This window comes from Shinella sp. (assembly GCF_052438155.1).
GTDB lineage: Bacteria > Pseudomonadota > Alphaproteobacteria > Rhizobiales > Rhizobiaceae > Shinella.
This window is the reverse complement of sequence record NZ_JBQVPI010000038.1, coordinates 21,334-36,910: the sequence shown is the minus strand read 5'-3', so window position 1 is coordinate 36,910 and position 15,577 is coordinate 21,334. Positions and strand designations below refer to the sequence as shown.

The following is a 15,577-nucleotide window of genomic DNA, read 5'->3' as shown; positions in this document are numbered from 1 at the left end:
GGCGTCGATATCTTCACCCCGGACTTCGTCGGCCTCGCCAAGGCACTCGGCTGCGAAGCCTCGCGCCCGGCCTCGCTTGCGGAGCTGGAAAGCGAACTCAAGGCGTCGGCCACCCGCAAGGTGCCGACCGTGATCGAAATCCAGGCCGGCTCACAGCTCGCCAAAACCCTGGCGGCGTGAGGCGAACCGCACCGGGTTTGCCGGAGGCTCTTACTTCTGAGAAAGTGGAGCCGATATGATCAAGCAAAGAACAAATTCTCACCTGAAGTGCGTGAGCGTGCCATCCGCATGGTTCTCGATCACGAATCCGAGCACTCGTCGCGTTGGCCTGCCGTTTCATCTATCGCGGCCAAGATCGGCTGCTTGCCAGCGACGCTGCGTGAATGGGTGAAGAAGGCAGAAGTCGGCAGTGGTAAGCGAGCAGGCTTGCCGAGCGATGTTGCGGAGAAGATGAAGGCTCTTGAGCGGGAGAATCGCGAGCTTCGCCAGGCCAACGAGATTCTGCGCAAGGCCTCTGCCTATTTCGCGATGGCGGAGCTCGATCGCCCCTTCAAACGATGATCTCGTTCATCGACGAGCACTGCGGCGTGTTCGGGGTCGAGCTTATCTGCAGGCTGCTGCCGATTGCCCCTTCAACCTATTACGAGAACGCCGCCAAGCGACTGGATGTGGATCGCCTGTCGATCCGCGCCCGCAGCGATATCAGCCTGAAGATCGAGATACGTCGTGTCTTCGAGCAGAACTTCCGCGTCTATGGCGTTCGGAAGGTCTGGCAGCAATTGAAGCGTTAAGGCTTTGACGTTGTCCGCTGCACTGTCGCCCGGCTTATGAGGTCGATGAGCCTGCAAGGCATCATTCGTGGAAAGCCGATACGCACGACGTTACCGGACAAAACGGCTCCGAGCCACTGGACCGTGTGAACCGCCAGTTCAAAGCGCCTGCGCCAAACAGGCTGTGGGTTTCTGACTTCACCTATGTTGCCACTTGGCAGGACTTCGTCTAGGTGGCCTTCGTCATCGACGCCTTCGCTCGCCGCATCGTTGGCTGGCGGGTGAGCCGAACTACACATGCGGGCTTCGTCCTTGATGCTCTTGAACAGGCACTCCATGATCGGCGGCCCGTTCATGGCGGCGGCCTCATGCATCACTCGGACAGGGGCGTTCAATACGTGTCCATTCGGTATTCCGCACGTCTGGCCGAAGCAGGCATCGAGCTATCCGTCGCAAGCGTCCGTCGGTGACAGCTACGACAACGCTCTCGCCGAAACGATCAACGGCCTCTACAAGGCCGAGATCATTCATCGGCTTGGACCATGGAGGAGCTGCGAAACGGTGTAGTTAGTCACCCTGGAATGGGTCGACGGGTTCAACCACCGACGGCTTCTGGAACCAATCGGAAACATCTCGCCAGCCAAAGCCGAGGAGCAATACTACGCCATGTTGGACGCACCAGCCATGGCCGCATAACTTAAGGGGCTGACATAGATAGTAGATGAAGGCTGTTTTTGTCAGATCGATAGGGTCAGGCGCAAAAGCAGGCTGCTTCCGGTCGTTCAACAGGCGTTGATCGTGCATTTTGTTGCGGGCGTTCCGGCCCGCACTGCGGCTCATCTTGTCGGGGTGAACCGGAATACGGTGATCCTGTTTTCCCACAAACTGCGTGAAGTGATTGTCGAGAACCTTGCCCGTCAAGCCCCCTTTCTCGAAGGCGAGATTGAGGTCGATGAGAGCTACTTCGGCGGCGCAAGGTCACCGACAGTTTGAGCGTCTTACGACGCGCTGGATATCTCCGAGTTCCACCACGAACGGATCAATCACTCCGAAGCTTTCGCCTCCGATCGCAACCATATCAACGGCATCGAAAACTTCTGGAGCCAGGCCAAACGCCACCTGCGGCACTATAACGGCATCCCCAAAGTTCACTTCCATCCCTTCCTCAAAGAGTGCGAATGGCGCTTCAACCACAGGCCAGCAAGCAATCTCTTGAGGATGTTCAACGAATGGGTCAAAATTTGAGAATTTAAACCTTAGCTATGTCACCGCATAACTTAAACGAAATGGCCTCCGGCAAACTTGGCGCGGTTCAAAATAGATCCGAAGCCCCGGCTCCGGCCGTCCTTGCTACTGAAGCAGTCGCCTCAGATAATTGCCGTAGTCGCTCTTGCCGTATCGCTCGGCCTGTTTCTCGAATTCCGTGGATGAAATGAAGCCCTGGCCGAGCGCGACTTCTTCCGGGCAGGCGATCTTGAAGCCCTGGCGTTTTTCGAGTGTGCGCACGAAATCACCTGCTTCGAGCAGGCTCTCTGGCGTGCCGGTGTCGAGCCAGGCATAGCCGCGTCCCATGATCGATACTCTGAGCTTGCCGCGTTCCAGATAGTGGCGGTTGATATCCGTAATCTCGTATTCGCCTCGGTCCGAGGGCTTCAGGTTGGCTGCGATCTCCACCACGCCGGGATCATAGAAATAAAGACCCGAAACAGCCCAGTTGGATTTCGGCACCTTCGGTTTTTCCTCTATGGAAACTGCATTCATCTCCCTGTCGAACTCGACCACGCCATAGCGCTCCGGATCGACGACGTGATAGGCGAAGACCGTGCCACCCGTAGTGTTGGCGCTTGCATCGGTCAGGAGTTTGGGAAGGCCATGCCCGAAGAAGATGTTGTCGCCGAGGATAAGGCAGCAATTCGAGTGGCCGACGAAATCCGCGCCGATCACGAAGGCCTGCGCAAGGCCCTCGGGTCTAGGCTGGATGGCGTAGGAAAGCTGCAACCCCCATTGCGAGCCATCGCCCAGCAGCTTCTGGAAATGCGGCATGTCGTGCGGTGTCGAAATGACCAGGATATCGCGAATACCCGCCAGCATCAGGGTTGTCAGCGGGTAATAGATCATCGGCTTGTCATAGATCGGCAGGATCTGCTTGCTGATCGCCATGGTCATCGGATGCAGTCGAGTGCCGTTGCCTCCGGCCAGAATGATGCCTTTCATTGCCGTTCCCCAGAGTGAGCGCTTCGTGGCTGCGTGCGCTTCCATCCGAGAAGCGTGTCAACCACCTTGCGGGTCGACGTCCGCCAGTCCGGTAGCGCGATGCCGTAAATGTGCGTGAGCTTTTCGCCTGAAAGCCTGGAATTTGCCGGCCGCGTGACCGGTGAGGGATATTGGTCCGAGGTGATCGGGATGACCTCGACAGGGCTGTGGCCGCAAGTCTCCGCCGCGCTAAAGATCTCACGCGCGAACTCCGCCCAGCTGGCTTCGCCGGCGCCTGTCAGGTGAAAAATGCCGCGATACCTGCCGTCGCGATCCTCGACCATCCGCCGCGCCGCCAGGATCAGGGCGCCGGCGATATCCTCGGCGGAGGTAGGACACCCCTGCTGGTCGGCGACGACGACGAGCTTGTCGCGCGTTTCTCCGAGCCTGAGCATGGTTTTGAGAAAATTGACGCCATAGGGCGAATAGACCCAGGCTGTGCGAAAGATCGCGAGATCGCTGGCGGCCGCGGCCGCGCGGCGCTCGCCGTCCAGCTTTGACGCGCCGTAGATGCAAATCGGCTGAGCCGGATCGGTCTCGACGTAGGGCGCTGGCTTGCGGCCGTCGAACACATAGTCCGTGGAGAGGTGGAGCAGCGGCACGCCAAGGCGGGCAGCCGCCTCGGCCACGGCGCCGGCGCCGATGCCGTTGATGGCGAAGGCGAGATCCCGCTCCGTCTCCGCCTTGTCGACCATGGTGTAGGCGGCGGCTGACACGATCGCATCCGGACGTACGGCCGCGAGCGCGGGCATTACACTGCCTGGCGCCGCAAGGTCGAGCTCCGGCCGGCCGACGGTAACGATCTCGACACCCATGCGCGGGCCGAGGGCCGCGATGGACCGCGCGATTTGACCTTCCTTGCCGGTGACGACGATCCGCATCGCGCTCACGCCCGCCTTTCCAGCATGCCGAGGCGCTCGCCGGGATAGACGGTTTTACGCAACGGCCGCCACCACCACTCGTTGTCGAGAAACCAGGCGATGGTCTTCTCGATGCCGCTCTCGAATTTCTCCTGTGCCTTCCAGCCAAGCTCGCTTTCAAGGCGTGTCGCATCGATGGCGTAGCGGGCGTCGTGGCCGGGCCGGTCATCGACATAGGTGATCAGTCGTTCATGCGGACTGTCTTTCGGCCGCATCGCATCCATGATCTGGCAGATGCGCCTGACCACGTCGATATTGCGCCGCTCGTTGCGGCCGCCGACATTGTATTTTTCGCCCGGGCGGCCCCTTTCGGCGATGAGATGGAGTGCGCGGGCGTGATCCTCGACATAGAGCCAGTCCCGGATATTCGCACCCTTGCCATAAACCGGCAGCGGCTTTCCTTCGAGGGCATTGAGAATGATGAGGGGGATGAGTTTTTCCGGAAAATGGTAAGGCCCGTAATTGTTCGAGCAATTCGATACAATGACCGGAAGCCCGTACGTCCGCTGCCAGGCGATGGCCAGATGGTCGCTTGCCGCCTTCGACGCCGAATAAGGCGAGGAGGGGTCGTAGGGCGTACCTTCATGGAAAAGGCCCCGATCGCCGAGAGAACCGTAGACCTCATCGGTCGAGACATGCACGAAGCGGAAACGTTCCCGTGCGGAAGCGGGCAGGCCGTTCCAGTGGGCTCGTGCGGCCTCGAGCAGGGTGAAGGTGCCCACCACATTGGTTTCGATGAAGGTGCCGGCTGCGTTGATCGAGCGATCGACGTGGCTCTCGGCGGCAAGGTGCATCACACGATCGGGCCGGAAACTGTCGAAGACTTCAGTCATGATAGATTTGGCGCAGATATCCGCCTTGAGGAAACGGTAGTTCGGTGCGTTTTCGACATCCTTCAGCGAGGCGAGATTGCCGGCATAGGTTAACTTGTCGACATTGAGCACCTCGACGCCAACCTCGCGCACCAGGTGACGGATGAGAGCCGAACCGATGAAACCGGCGCCGCCGGTGACAAGAACGCGCATTGTCAGGCCCTCTCCAGAAACGGCGAAAATGCGAAGGAAGGCGGAAGATCTGCCAGCGATGGCTGAGCCTTGTCCTTTTCCGACAAGACGGCCTCTAGCTCCTCGATCGGCCATACGATGCCGATATCGGCATCGTTCCAGAGCAGACCACGGTCGTGCTGCGCGCTATAGGGCGCGGTGACCTTGTAGTGAACGATCGTGTGCGCCTCGAGCGTCACGAAGCCGTGCGCAAAGCCGGCCGGGATCCAGAGTTGGGCACCGTTCCCGCCCGAGAGCTCGGCGCCTGCCCATTGGCCGAAGGTCGGCGATCCATGGCGTATATCGACCGCGACGTCGAAAACCGTACCTCTGATGCAATGGACGAGCTTGCCCTGGGCGAAGGGTTCTAGCTGAAAGTGCAGTCCTCGCACCGTTCCCTTCGCGGCGGAGAGTGACTGGTTGTCCTGCACGAAGGCGACGTCCGCGACGTTCTCCCGGAACCAGGCGTCCTTGAACACCTCCGAGAAATAACCCCTGTCGTCACCGTGCCGGGTCGGCACGATCTTCACAATGTCTGCAATGGCAAGCCGTTCAAGTTGTGTCATGGGCCCCCCGCGATATTTCTATCACCGGAAAGGGCCGCAACTCATTCGAGACTAACGTTCACGGTTTTACAAACAATGTCGATGCAAAGCGTCGGACCAAGTACAAAAGGCGTAGTCATCGGCGTTTGCACCTGACGCTCCTACGTCCGAAGCCGTGAGAAATCCCCCGTCGGGCTTCGGACCGGCGACGTCGCGCGCGCGATGGCCGTCTTTTGGCTCTTGAAGTGGTTATTGGTTGCGGTGGCCTTCAAGCCGGCCAAAGCGGATATCCCTGGCTACCGATCGGCCTGGTTGATACGGGCGGCTTGGGCGCCCGCCGCAAGCTCTGTCGGACCCTATGCAGCAGGCCCGCCGGTCATCATCGCGGCTGAACGCAAGCGCCGCGGCTCGGTTCACTGGCGTTAAATCGGTCGCCAACCTCGCCACCGTCTGCTTGTTGGCGCATTTTGGAGAGGTGAATCCTCCCGAGAATGATCGTTCCAAGGGCGTGGAAAGAGCCTGCGCGATTGCCGAGTTCAAGCGCAAAATGTAATTATTTGGGACAGTTTCGGGACAGAGAAATGTTCTGCATACCTTTTTATAATATAAATCCTGCATTTTGCTAAATTTCATTATCCTAAAATTAGGCGATATACAGAAAATTTCCAATTATTCTCTTGTACAACTAGAAAACATAAAGGCTCTCTCTCAAGAGTTTTAAAACTATTTTTCCAACATGAAAGGAAAAGTCTAAGAATTGACCGACTATTCGTTGGCTTTTTCCCGGTTGTTATTTGAGTGTGGGCGGATGAAAACTAATTAAAAATGTCTACGGCGATTGGCTATTATCCTTTGCAATTAAGCACTCATGCAGAGTCGTACAAAATAGCTATGCAGGTTGAAAGATTTACGATATATTAGTCATACATTATTGGGCGCCATCTTTAAAGATGCGGTTTATTCGGCTGCCGAGCTCGGTTTGGGGGAGCTTGGCGTGCGCACCGATGATGTAAAAATTTCGTCGATTTAGAAGTCAAAAGAGAAGACTAACCGTCTTGACATGGAGTATTGTGGTCATGGCATCGACACAGGCATACATGGGGGGGAAAGAATTTCCCGGCTCTAGCTTTGCGGATTTCTCGGATTCTAATGGACGGCAAATCTCGATTGGAATATCGGACCGAGAAAAATCGATAATGATACTGGATCGCAGGTCGCTGGATGGGCAATGCCTGGCGAAATGCCTGGGATCTCACAAGAGCGGATTGGAGTTTATCGCGGTTACGTCGGCAGAACACTGGAAATCCCTGAGGGATGAGGTTCCGCCGCTTGCTGCAATACTCTTCAACATTGGCGGCGATAACGCCGACAATCCGGTCGTGGCCGAAAACGTAAGAGCCCTTACCGAGGAATTCCGGGTGCCGGTAATCCTTCTTGCGGATTCCGCGGACCTCCTGCAGATCATGAAGGCGCTCGAATACGGCGCGAAGAGTTACATTCCATCATCCGTGACAATCGATGTCTGTCTGGAGGCCATCGCCTTGTCCTTGGCCGGCGGAGTTTTCCTGCCTGCAAGCAGCGTACTCGCCGCGCGTCAAATGCTGGAGGCAGAAGCGCCACCCGTGCGGCTGCTCGACAGCATGTTCACGGCCCGGCAGATCGAAGTGGCAAATGCCGTGCGTCGCGGCAAGGCCAACAAAATCATCGCCTACGAACTCAATCTTCGTGAGAGCACCGTCAAGGTGCACATAAGAAACATCATGAAGAAGATGAACGCGACCAATCGCACCGAGGTTGCCTACAAGCTCAACGAGCTGTTTCCGCTCGAGGCTTGAGCTGATGAACGCGGAACCGGATCGTTCCGGTCCCAACAGGCCGTCTCCCGCGCGAAGGTGCGTCGGGGCCTGAGCTTCAGGGGGGCATGGGTGCTATCAGACACCCGTGCCCTTCACGACGACGATGGGGGTTTTCGAGAGAATCCAGATGTCCGTGAGAAGAGACATCTTGTGAAAGTACTCGGTATCTATGACTGCACGCTCCGCAAACGTCGCTTCGTTGCGTTTGCCGATTTGCCAAAGGCCAGTCAGGCCCGGGCGCAGTCGATAATAAGCCGTTCCTTCATAGAGTTGGCGTTGCTCGGGCAGTATCGGCCTTGGGCCGACAAGACTCATGTCGCCGAGCAGGACATTCAGCAGCTGCGGCAGTTCGTCGAGCGAGTATTTACGCAGGTAGCGGCCTATGACCGTGATCCTGGGGTCGTCCCGTAATTTCTGGCTCTGGTTCCATGCGAGCCGAGCCTGCGGATGAGCGGCTAGGTAACTCTCCAGCTTGCGTTCAGCATGTGGCACCATGGTCCGCAGCTTCCACAACATGAATGTCTTGCCGCCCATGCCGATACGAGGCTGGCGATAGAATGCGCTGCTCCCGTCCACGCGGACAAGCAGAGCCAGAATGCCTATTGCAAGCAAGGCGACCGGCGCGATCATCAGGACGGCTGAGAGATCGAATGCCCTCTTTATAAAGTGATATAGGGGGTGTTTTTCCCGGATTGCAGAGAGTTCTGGCTCTCTGTCTGGCCCGTATAGAAGTATGTCTGCCAATTTACGCCTCCAACGTTTCATGGCGCGACCAATAAATGTCGCGTTAAGCGAAATATTCTCAGGGTTATTGGGTTTGTTATTTATGTCAATTCTTAATTAATACTTATATATTCTTGTGTTTTATTTTATATAGATAATTTGATCTACATATTTGTCGATATATACATGGACGGCCGGGCCGAATGAAGTCAGAGACCTTCCCGGTTCCAGCTTTCCAAAAGCGATGCCGCCCGGTCGCGGCGTGCGACGTCAAGCATGCGCCTGGCGCGGTACAGGCGAACCCGCGTGAGGCAGGCGAGGGCAAGCAGGCGGTTTTGCAGGCCCGAGATCCTCTCGCTTGCGAAAATGCGGAAAGCCTCGAACAGGGGAGAGCCCGCGACCGCGAGGCAAGCCGCAAACCACCGCAACCGGGTAGACTGGCCGCGCCGCCAATCAGCGAACTGGTGCGCCACATGGCGGTCCCATCGGCGTACAAGCTCGCCGAAGGACCTGCATGATGGCGTAAGCACCTTTGCTTCCGGCAGAAAAACGGTCTTGAAGGCCAGTGCCGTCGCCCGCTGCCCCCACGCCGTGTCCTCCATCGTAGCGATCCCGCCGAAGGGGCCGACATGCCGGAACACCGAAGCCCGCACGGCCATGTTGCCGGTGGCGGCATATCCATGCCGCTCGACATAGAGCCGCACGCGGTAGCTGTAGATGCTCTCATAGGCCTCGATCGCAGTCGGATGGGCGGGATCGGCCATAAGGATTCCGATGTCGCCGCCGATGACGTCGACGTCCGGGCGGCTGTTCATCGTGTGAACGATCATTTGGGCCCAGCCCGGCTCGACGACGCAATCGGCATCGACGAAGGCCAGGAGATCGGATTTCGCTAGCATCGCACCCCGGTTGCGGGCAGGCCCCGGGCCCGGCGTTGCCTCCCGCTCGAGAAGGACGTCGGGAATGCTCGCGCATGCCGCGGACGGAAGCGCCACGGACCCGTTGTCGACAACGATGATCTGCAGCCTGAGATGCGGGGCGTTCTGCGCGTCAAGCGCGAGAAGGCAACGCCGAAGGTTGCCTTCCGGCTCGTTGAGATGCGGAATTATGACTGTGAGCTGCGGCTGCATCTCGTTTCCCGTTCCTCGCGCCGCGGACGCTTTTGTCCGTCCGCACCACTCGTTCATGCGCTGCAGCATGCTGCCGCGTAGCTGCGAGGGGAAGACATGCAAGGGGCTGAGATTGGAACGGGCAGGCAACCGGCGCTCAACGGAAAGGGGAGGGGCGGCGGCGGCGGCGTATTGTCCCCGTCCGCCGATTTGACGCCACCCGCCTATCCGGTATCGATTTTCGTCTCGCGGGTTGAATGCCGCGCCGTCCCTGAGCACCCGAAAGTGCATGCCATCGGAGCATCGAGCCATCCCTCGGGCGTAGGGCATGAGCCTACTCCCGCCACACAGCTCACCGAAATCATGACGGAAGATCATGAGCGGCAAAGCCGCAACGCCGAACGGCCATCTATCCCGCAAACGGTCGCCACTCGAAGATGCCACGAACTTCGCTTGCGTCAGGATAGGTTGTCTTCAATGCATAACCTGGATTTCGGCTTCTATTTCTCGATCGTCAGGCGCAGATTGCCTCTCGTGCTGTTGGTCACCCTTGTCGCTCTCCTGGCGGCGGTTGTGGTCGTTCGGTTGCAGAAGCCGGTTTACACGGCATCGGCCAAGCTGCTTGTCGAAGCGCCGCAGATCCCGACGGATCTCGCGAAATCCACGGTGCCGATGGGCGCAACGGCCCAGCTCCTGATCCTGCAGCAGGAGATGACGACGCATGATGCGCTCGTGGCCCTTGCCTCCAGGCTCGACATCTACGCCGCAAGCCCGGAAACCCCGTCGGATGAAGACATCGTGGCCGACATGAGGTCGCGTATCGATTTCAGGCAAGTGCAGCTGGACGCTCAGGATCCGGCTCAGCGCGTGGCGATCTACGCGGTCTCCTTCGACGCGGAAACCCCTGCTCTCGCGGCGAAAGTCACCAACGAGCTCGTCGGGCTGGTTCTGTCGAAGAACCAGCGGGAAAGAACCATCCGTGCGAGCAGCACGCTGGAATTCTTCGACCAGAAGGCGATGGCGCTCGACCGTGTACTCAAGCAGCTCGAAGGCGAAATCCTTCAATTCAAGAAAGACAACAGGGAGTCGCTCCCCGAGAGCCTCGACTTTTACCGAAGCGAATTGCTTAGCCGGCAGGACCGGCAGGCGTCACTGGAACGCGAGGCATCCGAGCTCCGAAGCAAGCGAGGCGCCCTCGTTGCCGCCTATACCAGCACCGACCAACTGCCGGGCATCGAGCAGCGACTGACCCCTGACCAGCAACTGCTCGTTGATCTGAACAAGGCGCTTTCCGAGCAGCTCACGGTGTTCAGCGACGAGAGCCCGATCATCGTTGCCATGCACAGCCGCATCGCCGAACTCGAAAAACGCATCCGGGCGGTGCGCAAACCGGTCGTGGTCGACGGGAAGGCTCAGAACGTAAAAAGCGCACCCTTCGGGCTCGATCTGCAACTGTCGGAAATAGACCAGCGGTTGGAAGCGATAGCGGGGGAAAAAGCGATGATCGACAAACGTACTGCCGCACTTCGCTTGTCGGTCGCGCAGGCGCCGATCAGCGAGGCAGGCCTGACGGCGCTTCTGCGAAATCGCGACAACATGCAGAAGCAATATAATGCAGCAATCGCGCAGAAGGCCGAGGCATCGACAGGCGAGCAGCTTGAAATCCGTTCGGATAGCGAACGCTTCTCGCTCCTCGAAGCGGCGATCGCGCCGACGAAGGCCGCCGGGCCGAAGCGTCGCCTGCTCGTGGCCGGTGGCGGCGCTGTCGGCATGGGGCTTGGGATTGGGCTCGCCGTTCTCCTGGAGCTGCTCAACAGAACCGTGCGCAGGCCGCAGGACATCACCAATCTGCTTCAGGTCGAGCCGCTGGCCACCATTCCGGTGATCAGTGCGCCGGCCGGTAGAAAACGCAGGAAACCGTCGATTGCATCTTCGACGTGGCGCGCCGCCACCTGGCGGGAGAGCTGGCGCCGGACATATCTCACGATGCGGGGGGCTTAGCTATGAGCATAGGGATTCGACCTGCCTTCCTGCATGAAGCCCTGGAAATCCGCAATTCGGATCGGGGTAGGGAACAAGCGCCTGACGCCCGCGCCAGCTTCTCGAAAGACAATACCTGGCCGTCCCTCAGGGAATTCCGGTTGTCGCCGCAGACACGAGCCGACCATGGGATCGTCGCGGGAGACAAGTCCGACCCGGCCTGCGCGGCATTCGATCTGCTCAGAACAAAGCTTATGCAGACGCTGAAGCAGAACGGATGGCGGACGGTGGCCATTACCTCCCCGATGCCGCGCTGCGGCAAATCCCTCGTGGCCGTGAACCTGGCGCTCAGCCTTTCCGAACTGGAGGACACGCGAACGATCCTTCTGGATCTGGACCTCAGAAATCCCGGCCTGGCGTCTCTGCTCGAAATGGACGCGTCGCCATCGATGGAATTCTTTCTGAGGGGCGAATACGACATTGCCGATGCCCTACGCCTCTGCGGTAAGAACCTTGCCATTGGTGCGAACCTTTGGCCGGCGCGGCTCGCCTCGGAGATCCTGCAGGGGGAGGCGGCGGCGAAGGCTCTCAAGACGATGGTTCAGGACCTGCGTGCCGATGTGGTGCTCTACGACATGACGTCAATGCTCACCCATGACGACGTACTGGCCTTCCTCCCCAATGTGGACTGCGTCATCCTCGTCGCGGCGGCCGAACAGAGCACATTTGCGGAAATCGACGCCTGCGAGCGGATGCTTGCCGAAAGAACCAATGTCCTCGGCGTCGTACTCAACAAGTGTCGCCACGGCCCGGCCTATTGACGGCGACACCGGCCTTGCAGTGCGGGAATTGTGATCAACATCGATGACGGGGAAATGCGCGTGCTCAAGATATTGGTTGTGTATGGTACCCGCCCCGAAGCGGTGAAAATGGCCCCGCTGATCGATGCGTTGAGACAGTCGCGGTACTGCCGGCCGGTGGTCGCGGTAACCGGCCAGCATCGGGAAATGCTCGATCAGGTCAACCATCTGTTCGGGATCGAACCGGATTTCGACCTCAACATCATCACGCAGTCGCAGACACTCGAGAGCATCACGTCTCGTGTCCTGGCCGGGGTCTCAGCGGTGATCGAGAGCGAGAACCCGGATGCCCTCGTGGTGCAGGGCGATACAACCACCTGTTTTGCCGCGGGGCTCGCGGCCTTCTACCACAAGGTTCCTCTCGTCCATCTGGAGGCCGGCCTGCGGACCGGCAATCGCGACAATCCCTTCCCGGAGGAACTCAATCGCCGGCTGACGAGTCAGCTCGCCATGCTACATCTGGCGCCGACATCGACCGCCAGGGCCAATCTCTTGAGGGATGGTATCGCCGAAAGCGACATCGTCGTCACCGGCAATACCGTAATCGACGCCCTGTTGCATGTGTCCGGGCGAAACAGCGTATCGGACAACCCGGAACTCGACGGCGTTTTCGACAGGCCGACGATCCTGATCACCGCCCACCGCCGGGAATCCTGGGGCGAGCCTATGGCGCGAACGGCGCGCGCCATCGCCCGGCTGGCGAAAGCCTTTCCGAACATGAATTTCCTTCTTCCCGCCCATCTCAATCCGGCAGTGAGGGAGGTGCTTCTGCCGCCGCTTGCCGGGCTTGAAAACGTGAAGATAACCCGGCCTCTCGACTACCGGGATTTCGTGAGCGCGATGCGGGATTGCATGTTGGTCCTGACCGACAGCGGCGGCGTGCAGGAGGAGGCGCCGACATTCGGCAAGCCCGTGCTGGTGCTGCGCGAGACCACCGAGCGGCCCGAAGCGGTGACCGCGGGCACGGCGCGGCTGATCGGCACCGACGAGGATGCCGTCGTGGACGCCGTCTCGGAACTGCTTTGCGATGGCGATGCCTATCGCCGCATGGCCCGCGCAGTGAACCCCTATGGCGACGGGCTGGCCGCTCAGCGGTCAACGCAGGCGATCGAGCACTTCTTTGGCCTTGCTGATCGCCCGGCCGAATTCACCGGCCTGGCGCCGGTGGCTCCGCTGCCGATCGTCCTTAACGGCAGATCCGTTCCAAAGATCGGCCATCCGGGTGCGCTTGTCCGCAACGGCAGCGTTGTCGATAACGCACTGGCCGGATGAAAGCGGGTAGACCGGGGTGATTGCGCAAGTACTTCCCCTCTGCCCGAAGGAGGGGAAGGCCAACGCTTGAATTTCGCTCATTATTGACGTTGAGAGTGCTGCCGTTCCCTGCGGGACGGTTGGCGTCTGAGGCCGTATGCGATACGCTCCGTGCTTCAGCGGCAAGGCTACCGCCAGACACCGCGCGTATCGTAGACGATCTTGCCGCCCAGTCTCGTGTGGCGGATCGCACGGAAGGGGTCGTGCTCGACGAGCAGCACGACGATGTCGGCGCGCTCGACAGCTTCGTAGGCTTGTTCGAGCCGGATGTTCCCATATCCGGCAAGCTGCCTCGGCATCGTTTCCACATAGGGATCGACCGCGAGAACCTCTACATCCGGCAGCGCTTTGGCGATGAGGCCGACGACGTCGATCGCCGGGCTTTCGCGCACGTCGTCCACATTCGCCTTGAACGTCAGGCCGAGGCAGGCGATCGTCGGCGCGCGGAAGCGCTTCGCCTTCATCACCACCTGTTCGGCGACATGGTGCGGCCGCCGGTCGTTGACCTCGCGCGCCGTCCTGATCAGTCTGGCAAGGTCGGGCGCGGCGGAGACGATGAACCATGGGTCGACCGGAATGCAATGCCCACCCACGCCTGGTCCGGGGCTCAGGATGTTGACGCGCGGATGCCGATTGGCGAGCCGGATGACCTCCCACACGTCGATATGCAGCGCCTCGCTGATCAGCGAAAGCTCGTTGGCAAATGCGATGTTGACGTCGCGATAGGCGTTTTCGGTCAACTTGGCCAATTCCGCGCTTGCCGCGTCGGTGAGCAGGATTTCGCCCTGGGCGAAAAGACGATAGATCGACGCGGCCTTCTCGGCGCATCGCGGCGTCAAGCCGCCGACGACGCGGTCGTTGGTTATGATCTCGATCATGATACGGCCGGGCAGGACGCGTTCGGGGCAATGTGCCACATAGATGTCGGCACCGTTCTCCCCGTCCCGTGGCATCTTGAGATCGGGCCGTACAGCCGCGATCCAGGAACTGACCATTTCCGTCGTTCCGGGCGGGGACGTCGACTCGAGCACCACGATGTTGCCCGGCTTCAGGCGGGGTGCGATCTGCTCGGCGGCCGCCTTGACATAGGACAGGTCCGCCGTGTGGTCTTCATTGAACGGCGTCGGCACCGCGATGATGAATGCGTCGGCTTCCGGCACCTCGCTCGTGGCGACCAGCCGCCCCATCGCCACGGCGCCGCTTACGCCGACTGCCAGGTCAGGCTCGATGAACGGTACTTCGCCGCGGCAGATCGCGGCGACAATGGCAGGATTGATATCCACGCCGATGACGTCGATGCCCCTGGTCGCAATCGCAACGGCCGTTGGAAGGCCAATATACCCCAGGCCGAGAATTGCCAGCTTGCCTTTGAAGATTTCAGTCATGCACGACGCTCCCGGACATCGTTTCCCGCCGATCGAACTTCACCACGATCTGCCCGTCCTCGTGTTCGAACGGACGGGTCGGGCTGACCATTTCCTGCGCGAGCAGGTGAAGAAAGCTGCTGTTGGTGGACAGGTAGCGCCACCACAGGCGGCGCGGCTCCTGGAGGACGCGGTAGGCCCATTCCATCCCGAGTTTCTGCCACAGCGGCGGTGCGCGGCGGGTCAATCCTGCAAGGATGTCGAAGGAGCCTCCGACACCGTGCAGAACGGGAACGCCGAGCGACGGGCCATACGTCGCAAGAAAGATCTCCTTTTTCGGGGAGACCATGCCGAGGAACAGCATGTCCGCGCCGCAGTCGCGGATGCCGGACGCGATGCCTTCCGCTTCCTCGGACTTGAAATACCCGTGATGGCTATAGGCAATCGTGAGATTGGGATAGCGCGCGTGGATCGCCGTTTCCATGGCCGCGAGGACATCCGGCCGGGCACCGAGGAGGGCCACGGACCGGCCTTCGGCATCGGCAAGTGCGAGCAGCCGCACGAAGAGATCGATGCCGGCGATGCGTTCGGGAAGCGGCCGCCCGAGCAGCTTGCTCGCCCAGACGACGGCCTGGCCGTCGGCGACAATCATGTCGCATTCGATCAGGGAATTCCTCAGCACGGAATTACGTCGGAGATTGACGATCTTGGCCGCATTCAGCACGCCGACGAGCATTCGCTGGCGTGTTACGATAGCTGTCCTGCATCGCTCTATGGCCTCTTCCATGCGTAAGGGATCCATGTACATCCCGAACAGCAGTTGGCGCTCGCTTGTCATTCGAA

General features: G+C 59.8%; 13 protein-coding genes, 2 pseudogenes and 1 other annotated feature. Of the genes and pseudogenes, 7 read left to right on the top strand and 8 right to left on the bottom strand.

The genetic code is table 11. From position 1 onward, the window contains the following. The 3 genes and pseudogenes from ACT6VE_RS31415 to ACT6VE_RS31405 all read left to right on the top strand — a co-directional run. A partial coding sequence (locus ACT6VE_RS31415; protein WP_444802169.1) for a hypothetical protein occupies positions 1 to 180 on the top strand: 180 nt, incomplete at its 5' end. Between the two features lie 108 nt (positions 181 to 288). After that, positions 289 to 1,466, top strand: a pseudogene (locus tag ACT6VE_RS31410) (IS3 family transposase). Next, positions 516 to 632: a sequence feature (AL1L pseudoknot), on the top strand. It overlaps the preceding pseudogene by 117 nt. Before the next feature lie 45 nt (positions 1,467 to 1,511). Beyond that, positions 1,512 to 2,015: pseudogene (locus tag ACT6VE_RS31405) on the top strand (transposase). 105 nt (positions 2,016 to 2,120) lie between these two features. Here the strand turns inward: ACT6VE_RS31405 and rfbA are convergent. From rfbA to rfbC, 4 genes are read right to left on the bottom strand one after another with little or no spacing between them, the layout of a single operon-like run. Further along, positions 2,121 to 2,984 carry a glucose-1-phosphate thymidylyltransferase RfbA gene (gene rfbA / locus ACT6VE_RS31400; protein ID WP_444802168.1) on the bottom strand — a complete coding sequence of 288 codons (864 nt, stop codon included), beginning with the start codon at positions 2,982 to 2,984 and terminating at the stop codon, positions 2,121 to 2,123. Beyond that, the gene (gene rfbD, locus ACT6VE_RS31395; RefSeq protein WP_444802171.1) at positions 2,981 to 3,904 is read right to left on the bottom strand and encodes a dTDP-4-dehydrorhamnose reductase; all 924 of its coding nucleotides are present in this window, start codon (positions 3,902 to 3,904) and stop codon (positions 2,981 to 2,983) included. Before rfbD ends, rfbA begins: the two co-directional genes overlap by 4 nt. Before the next feature lie 5 nt (positions 3,905 to 3,909). After that, positions 3,910 to 4,968, bottom strand: coding sequence for a dTDP-glucose 4,6-dehydratase (rfbB, locus tag ACT6VE_RS31390; protein ID WP_444802167.1), 1,059 nt, complete (start codon positions 4,966 to 4,968; stop codon positions 3,910 to 3,912). A gap of 2 nt (positions 4,969 to 4,970) precedes the next feature. Then, positions 4,971 to 5,552: a dTDP-4-dehydrorhamnose 3,5-epimerase gene (gene rfbC, locus ACT6VE_RS31385; RefSeq protein ID WP_444802166.1), complete on the bottom strand. Its 582-nt coding sequence runs from the start codon at positions 5,550 to 5,552 to the stop codon at positions 4,971 to 4,973. Between the two features lie 1,055 nt (positions 5,553 to 6,607). On the opposite strand from rfbC, the gene ACT6VE_RS31380 reads away from it, so the two are divergent. After that, positions 6,608 to 7,366 (top strand): LuxR C-terminal-related transcriptional regulator, encoded by a 759-nt coding sequence (locus tag ACT6VE_RS31380; protein WP_444802165.1) that lies wholly within the window; start codon positions 6,608 to 6,610, stop codon positions 7,364 to 7,366. A gap of 96 nt (positions 7,367 to 7,462) precedes the next feature. Here ACT6VE_RS31380 and ACT6VE_RS31375 read toward each other — a convergent pair whose 3' ends face one another. Together ACT6VE_RS31375 and ACT6VE_RS31370 are read right to left on the bottom strand one after the other, a co-directional pair. Continuing rightward, positions 7,463 to 8,131, bottom strand: coding sequence for a sugar transferase (locus ACT6VE_RS31375; protein WP_444802164.1), 669 nt, complete (start codon positions 8,129 to 8,131; stop codon positions 7,463 to 7,465). 188 nt (positions 8,132 to 8,319) lie between these two features. Continuing rightward, positions 8,320 to 9,240, bottom strand: coding sequence for a glycosyltransferase (locus ACT6VE_RS31370; protein WP_444802163.1), 921 nt, complete (start codon positions 9,238 to 9,240; stop codon positions 8,320 to 8,322). 96 nt (positions 9,241 to 9,336) lie between these two features. On the opposite strand from ACT6VE_RS31370, the gene ACT6VE_RS31365 reads away from it, so the two are divergent. From ACT6VE_RS31365 to wecB, 3 genes are read left to right on the top strand one after another with little or no spacing between them, the layout of a single operon-like run. Further along, positions 9,337 to 11,220, top strand: coding sequence for a Wzz/FepE/Etk N-terminal domain-containing protein (locus ACT6VE_RS31365; protein WP_444802162.1), 1,884 nt, complete (start codon positions 9,337 to 9,339; stop codon positions 11,218 to 11,220). Next, positions 11,157 to 12,020 carry a CpsD/CapB family tyrosine-protein kinase gene (locus ACT6VE_RS31360; RefSeq protein ID WP_444802161.1) on the top strand — a complete coding sequence of 288 codons (864 nt, stop codon included), beginning with the start codon at positions 11,157 to 11,159 and terminating at the stop codon, positions 12,018 to 12,020. The genes ACT6VE_RS31365 and ACT6VE_RS31360 overlap by 64 nt, the downstream gene beginning before the upstream one ends. 54 nt (positions 12,021 to 12,074) lie before the next feature. Further along, positions 12,075 to 13,331, top strand: coding sequence for a non-hydrolyzing UDP-N-acetylglucosamine 2-epimerase (gene wecB / locus ACT6VE_RS31355; RefSeq protein WP_444802170.1), 1,257 nt, complete (start codon positions 12,075 to 12,077; stop codon positions 13,329 to 13,331). Between the two features lie 167 nt (positions 13,332 to 13,498). On the opposite strand, the gene wecC is transcribed toward wecB, so the two are convergent. Further along, on the bottom strand, positions 13,499 to 14,755 hold the full coding sequence (gene wecC, locus ACT6VE_RS31350) for a UDP-N-acetyl-D-mannosamine dehydrogenase (protein ID WP_444802160.1): 1,257 nt from the start codon (positions 14,753 to 14,755) through the stop codon (positions 13,499 to 13,501). Further along, complete coding sequence (locus ACT6VE_RS31345) at positions 14,748 to 15,572, bottom strand: WecB/TagA/CpsF family glycosyltransferase (RefSeq protein ID WP_444802159.1); 825 nt, start codon at positions 15,570 to 15,572, stop codon at positions 14,748 to 14,750. Before ACT6VE_RS31345 ends, wecC begins: the two co-directional genes overlap by 8 nt. Positions 15,573 to 15,577: the final 5 nt, after the last annotated feature.

Excerpts from the sequence above, each read along its gene's own strand:
- rfbA (WP_444802168.1), bottom strand. The coding sequence starts at position 2,984 with ATGAAAGGCATCATTCTGGCCGGAGGCAACGGCACTCGACTGCATCCG.
- rfbD (WP_444802171.1), bottom strand. The coding sequence starts at position 3,904 with ATGCGGATCGTCGTCACCGGCAAGGAAGGTCAAATCGCGCGGTCCATC.
- rfbB (WP_444802167.1), bottom strand. The coding sequence starts at position 4,968 with ATGCGCGTTCTTGTCACCGGCGGCGCCGGTTTCATCGGTTCGGCTCTC.
- rfbC (WP_444802166.1), bottom strand. The coding sequence starts at position 5,552 with ATGACACAACTTGAACGGCTTGCCATTGCAGACATTGTGAAGATCGTG.
- ACT6VE_RS31380 (WP_444802165.1), top strand. The coding sequence starts at position 6,608 with ATGGCATCGACACAGGCATACATGGGGGGGAAAGAATTTCCCGGCTCT.
- ACT6VE_RS31370 (WP_444802163.1), bottom strand. The coding sequence starts at position 9,240 with ATGCAGCCGCAGCTCACAGTCATAATTCCGCATCTCAACGAGCCGGAA.
- ACT6VE_RS31365 (WP_444802162.1), top strand. The coding sequence starts at position 9,337 with ATGCAAGGGGCTGAGATTGGAACGGGCAGGCAACCGGCGCTCAACGGA.
- wecB (WP_444802170.1), top strand. The coding sequence starts at position 12,075 with ATGCGCGTGCTCAAGATATTGGTTGTGTATGGTACCCGCCCCGAAGCG.
- wecC (WP_444802160.1), bottom strand. The coding sequence starts at position 14,755 with ATGACTGAAATCTTCAAAGGCAAGCTGGCAATTCTCGGCCTGGGGTAT.
- ACT6VE_RS31345 (WP_444802159.1), bottom strand. The coding sequence starts at position 15,572 with ATGACAAGCGAGCGCCAACTGCTGTTCGGGATGTACATGGATCCCTTA.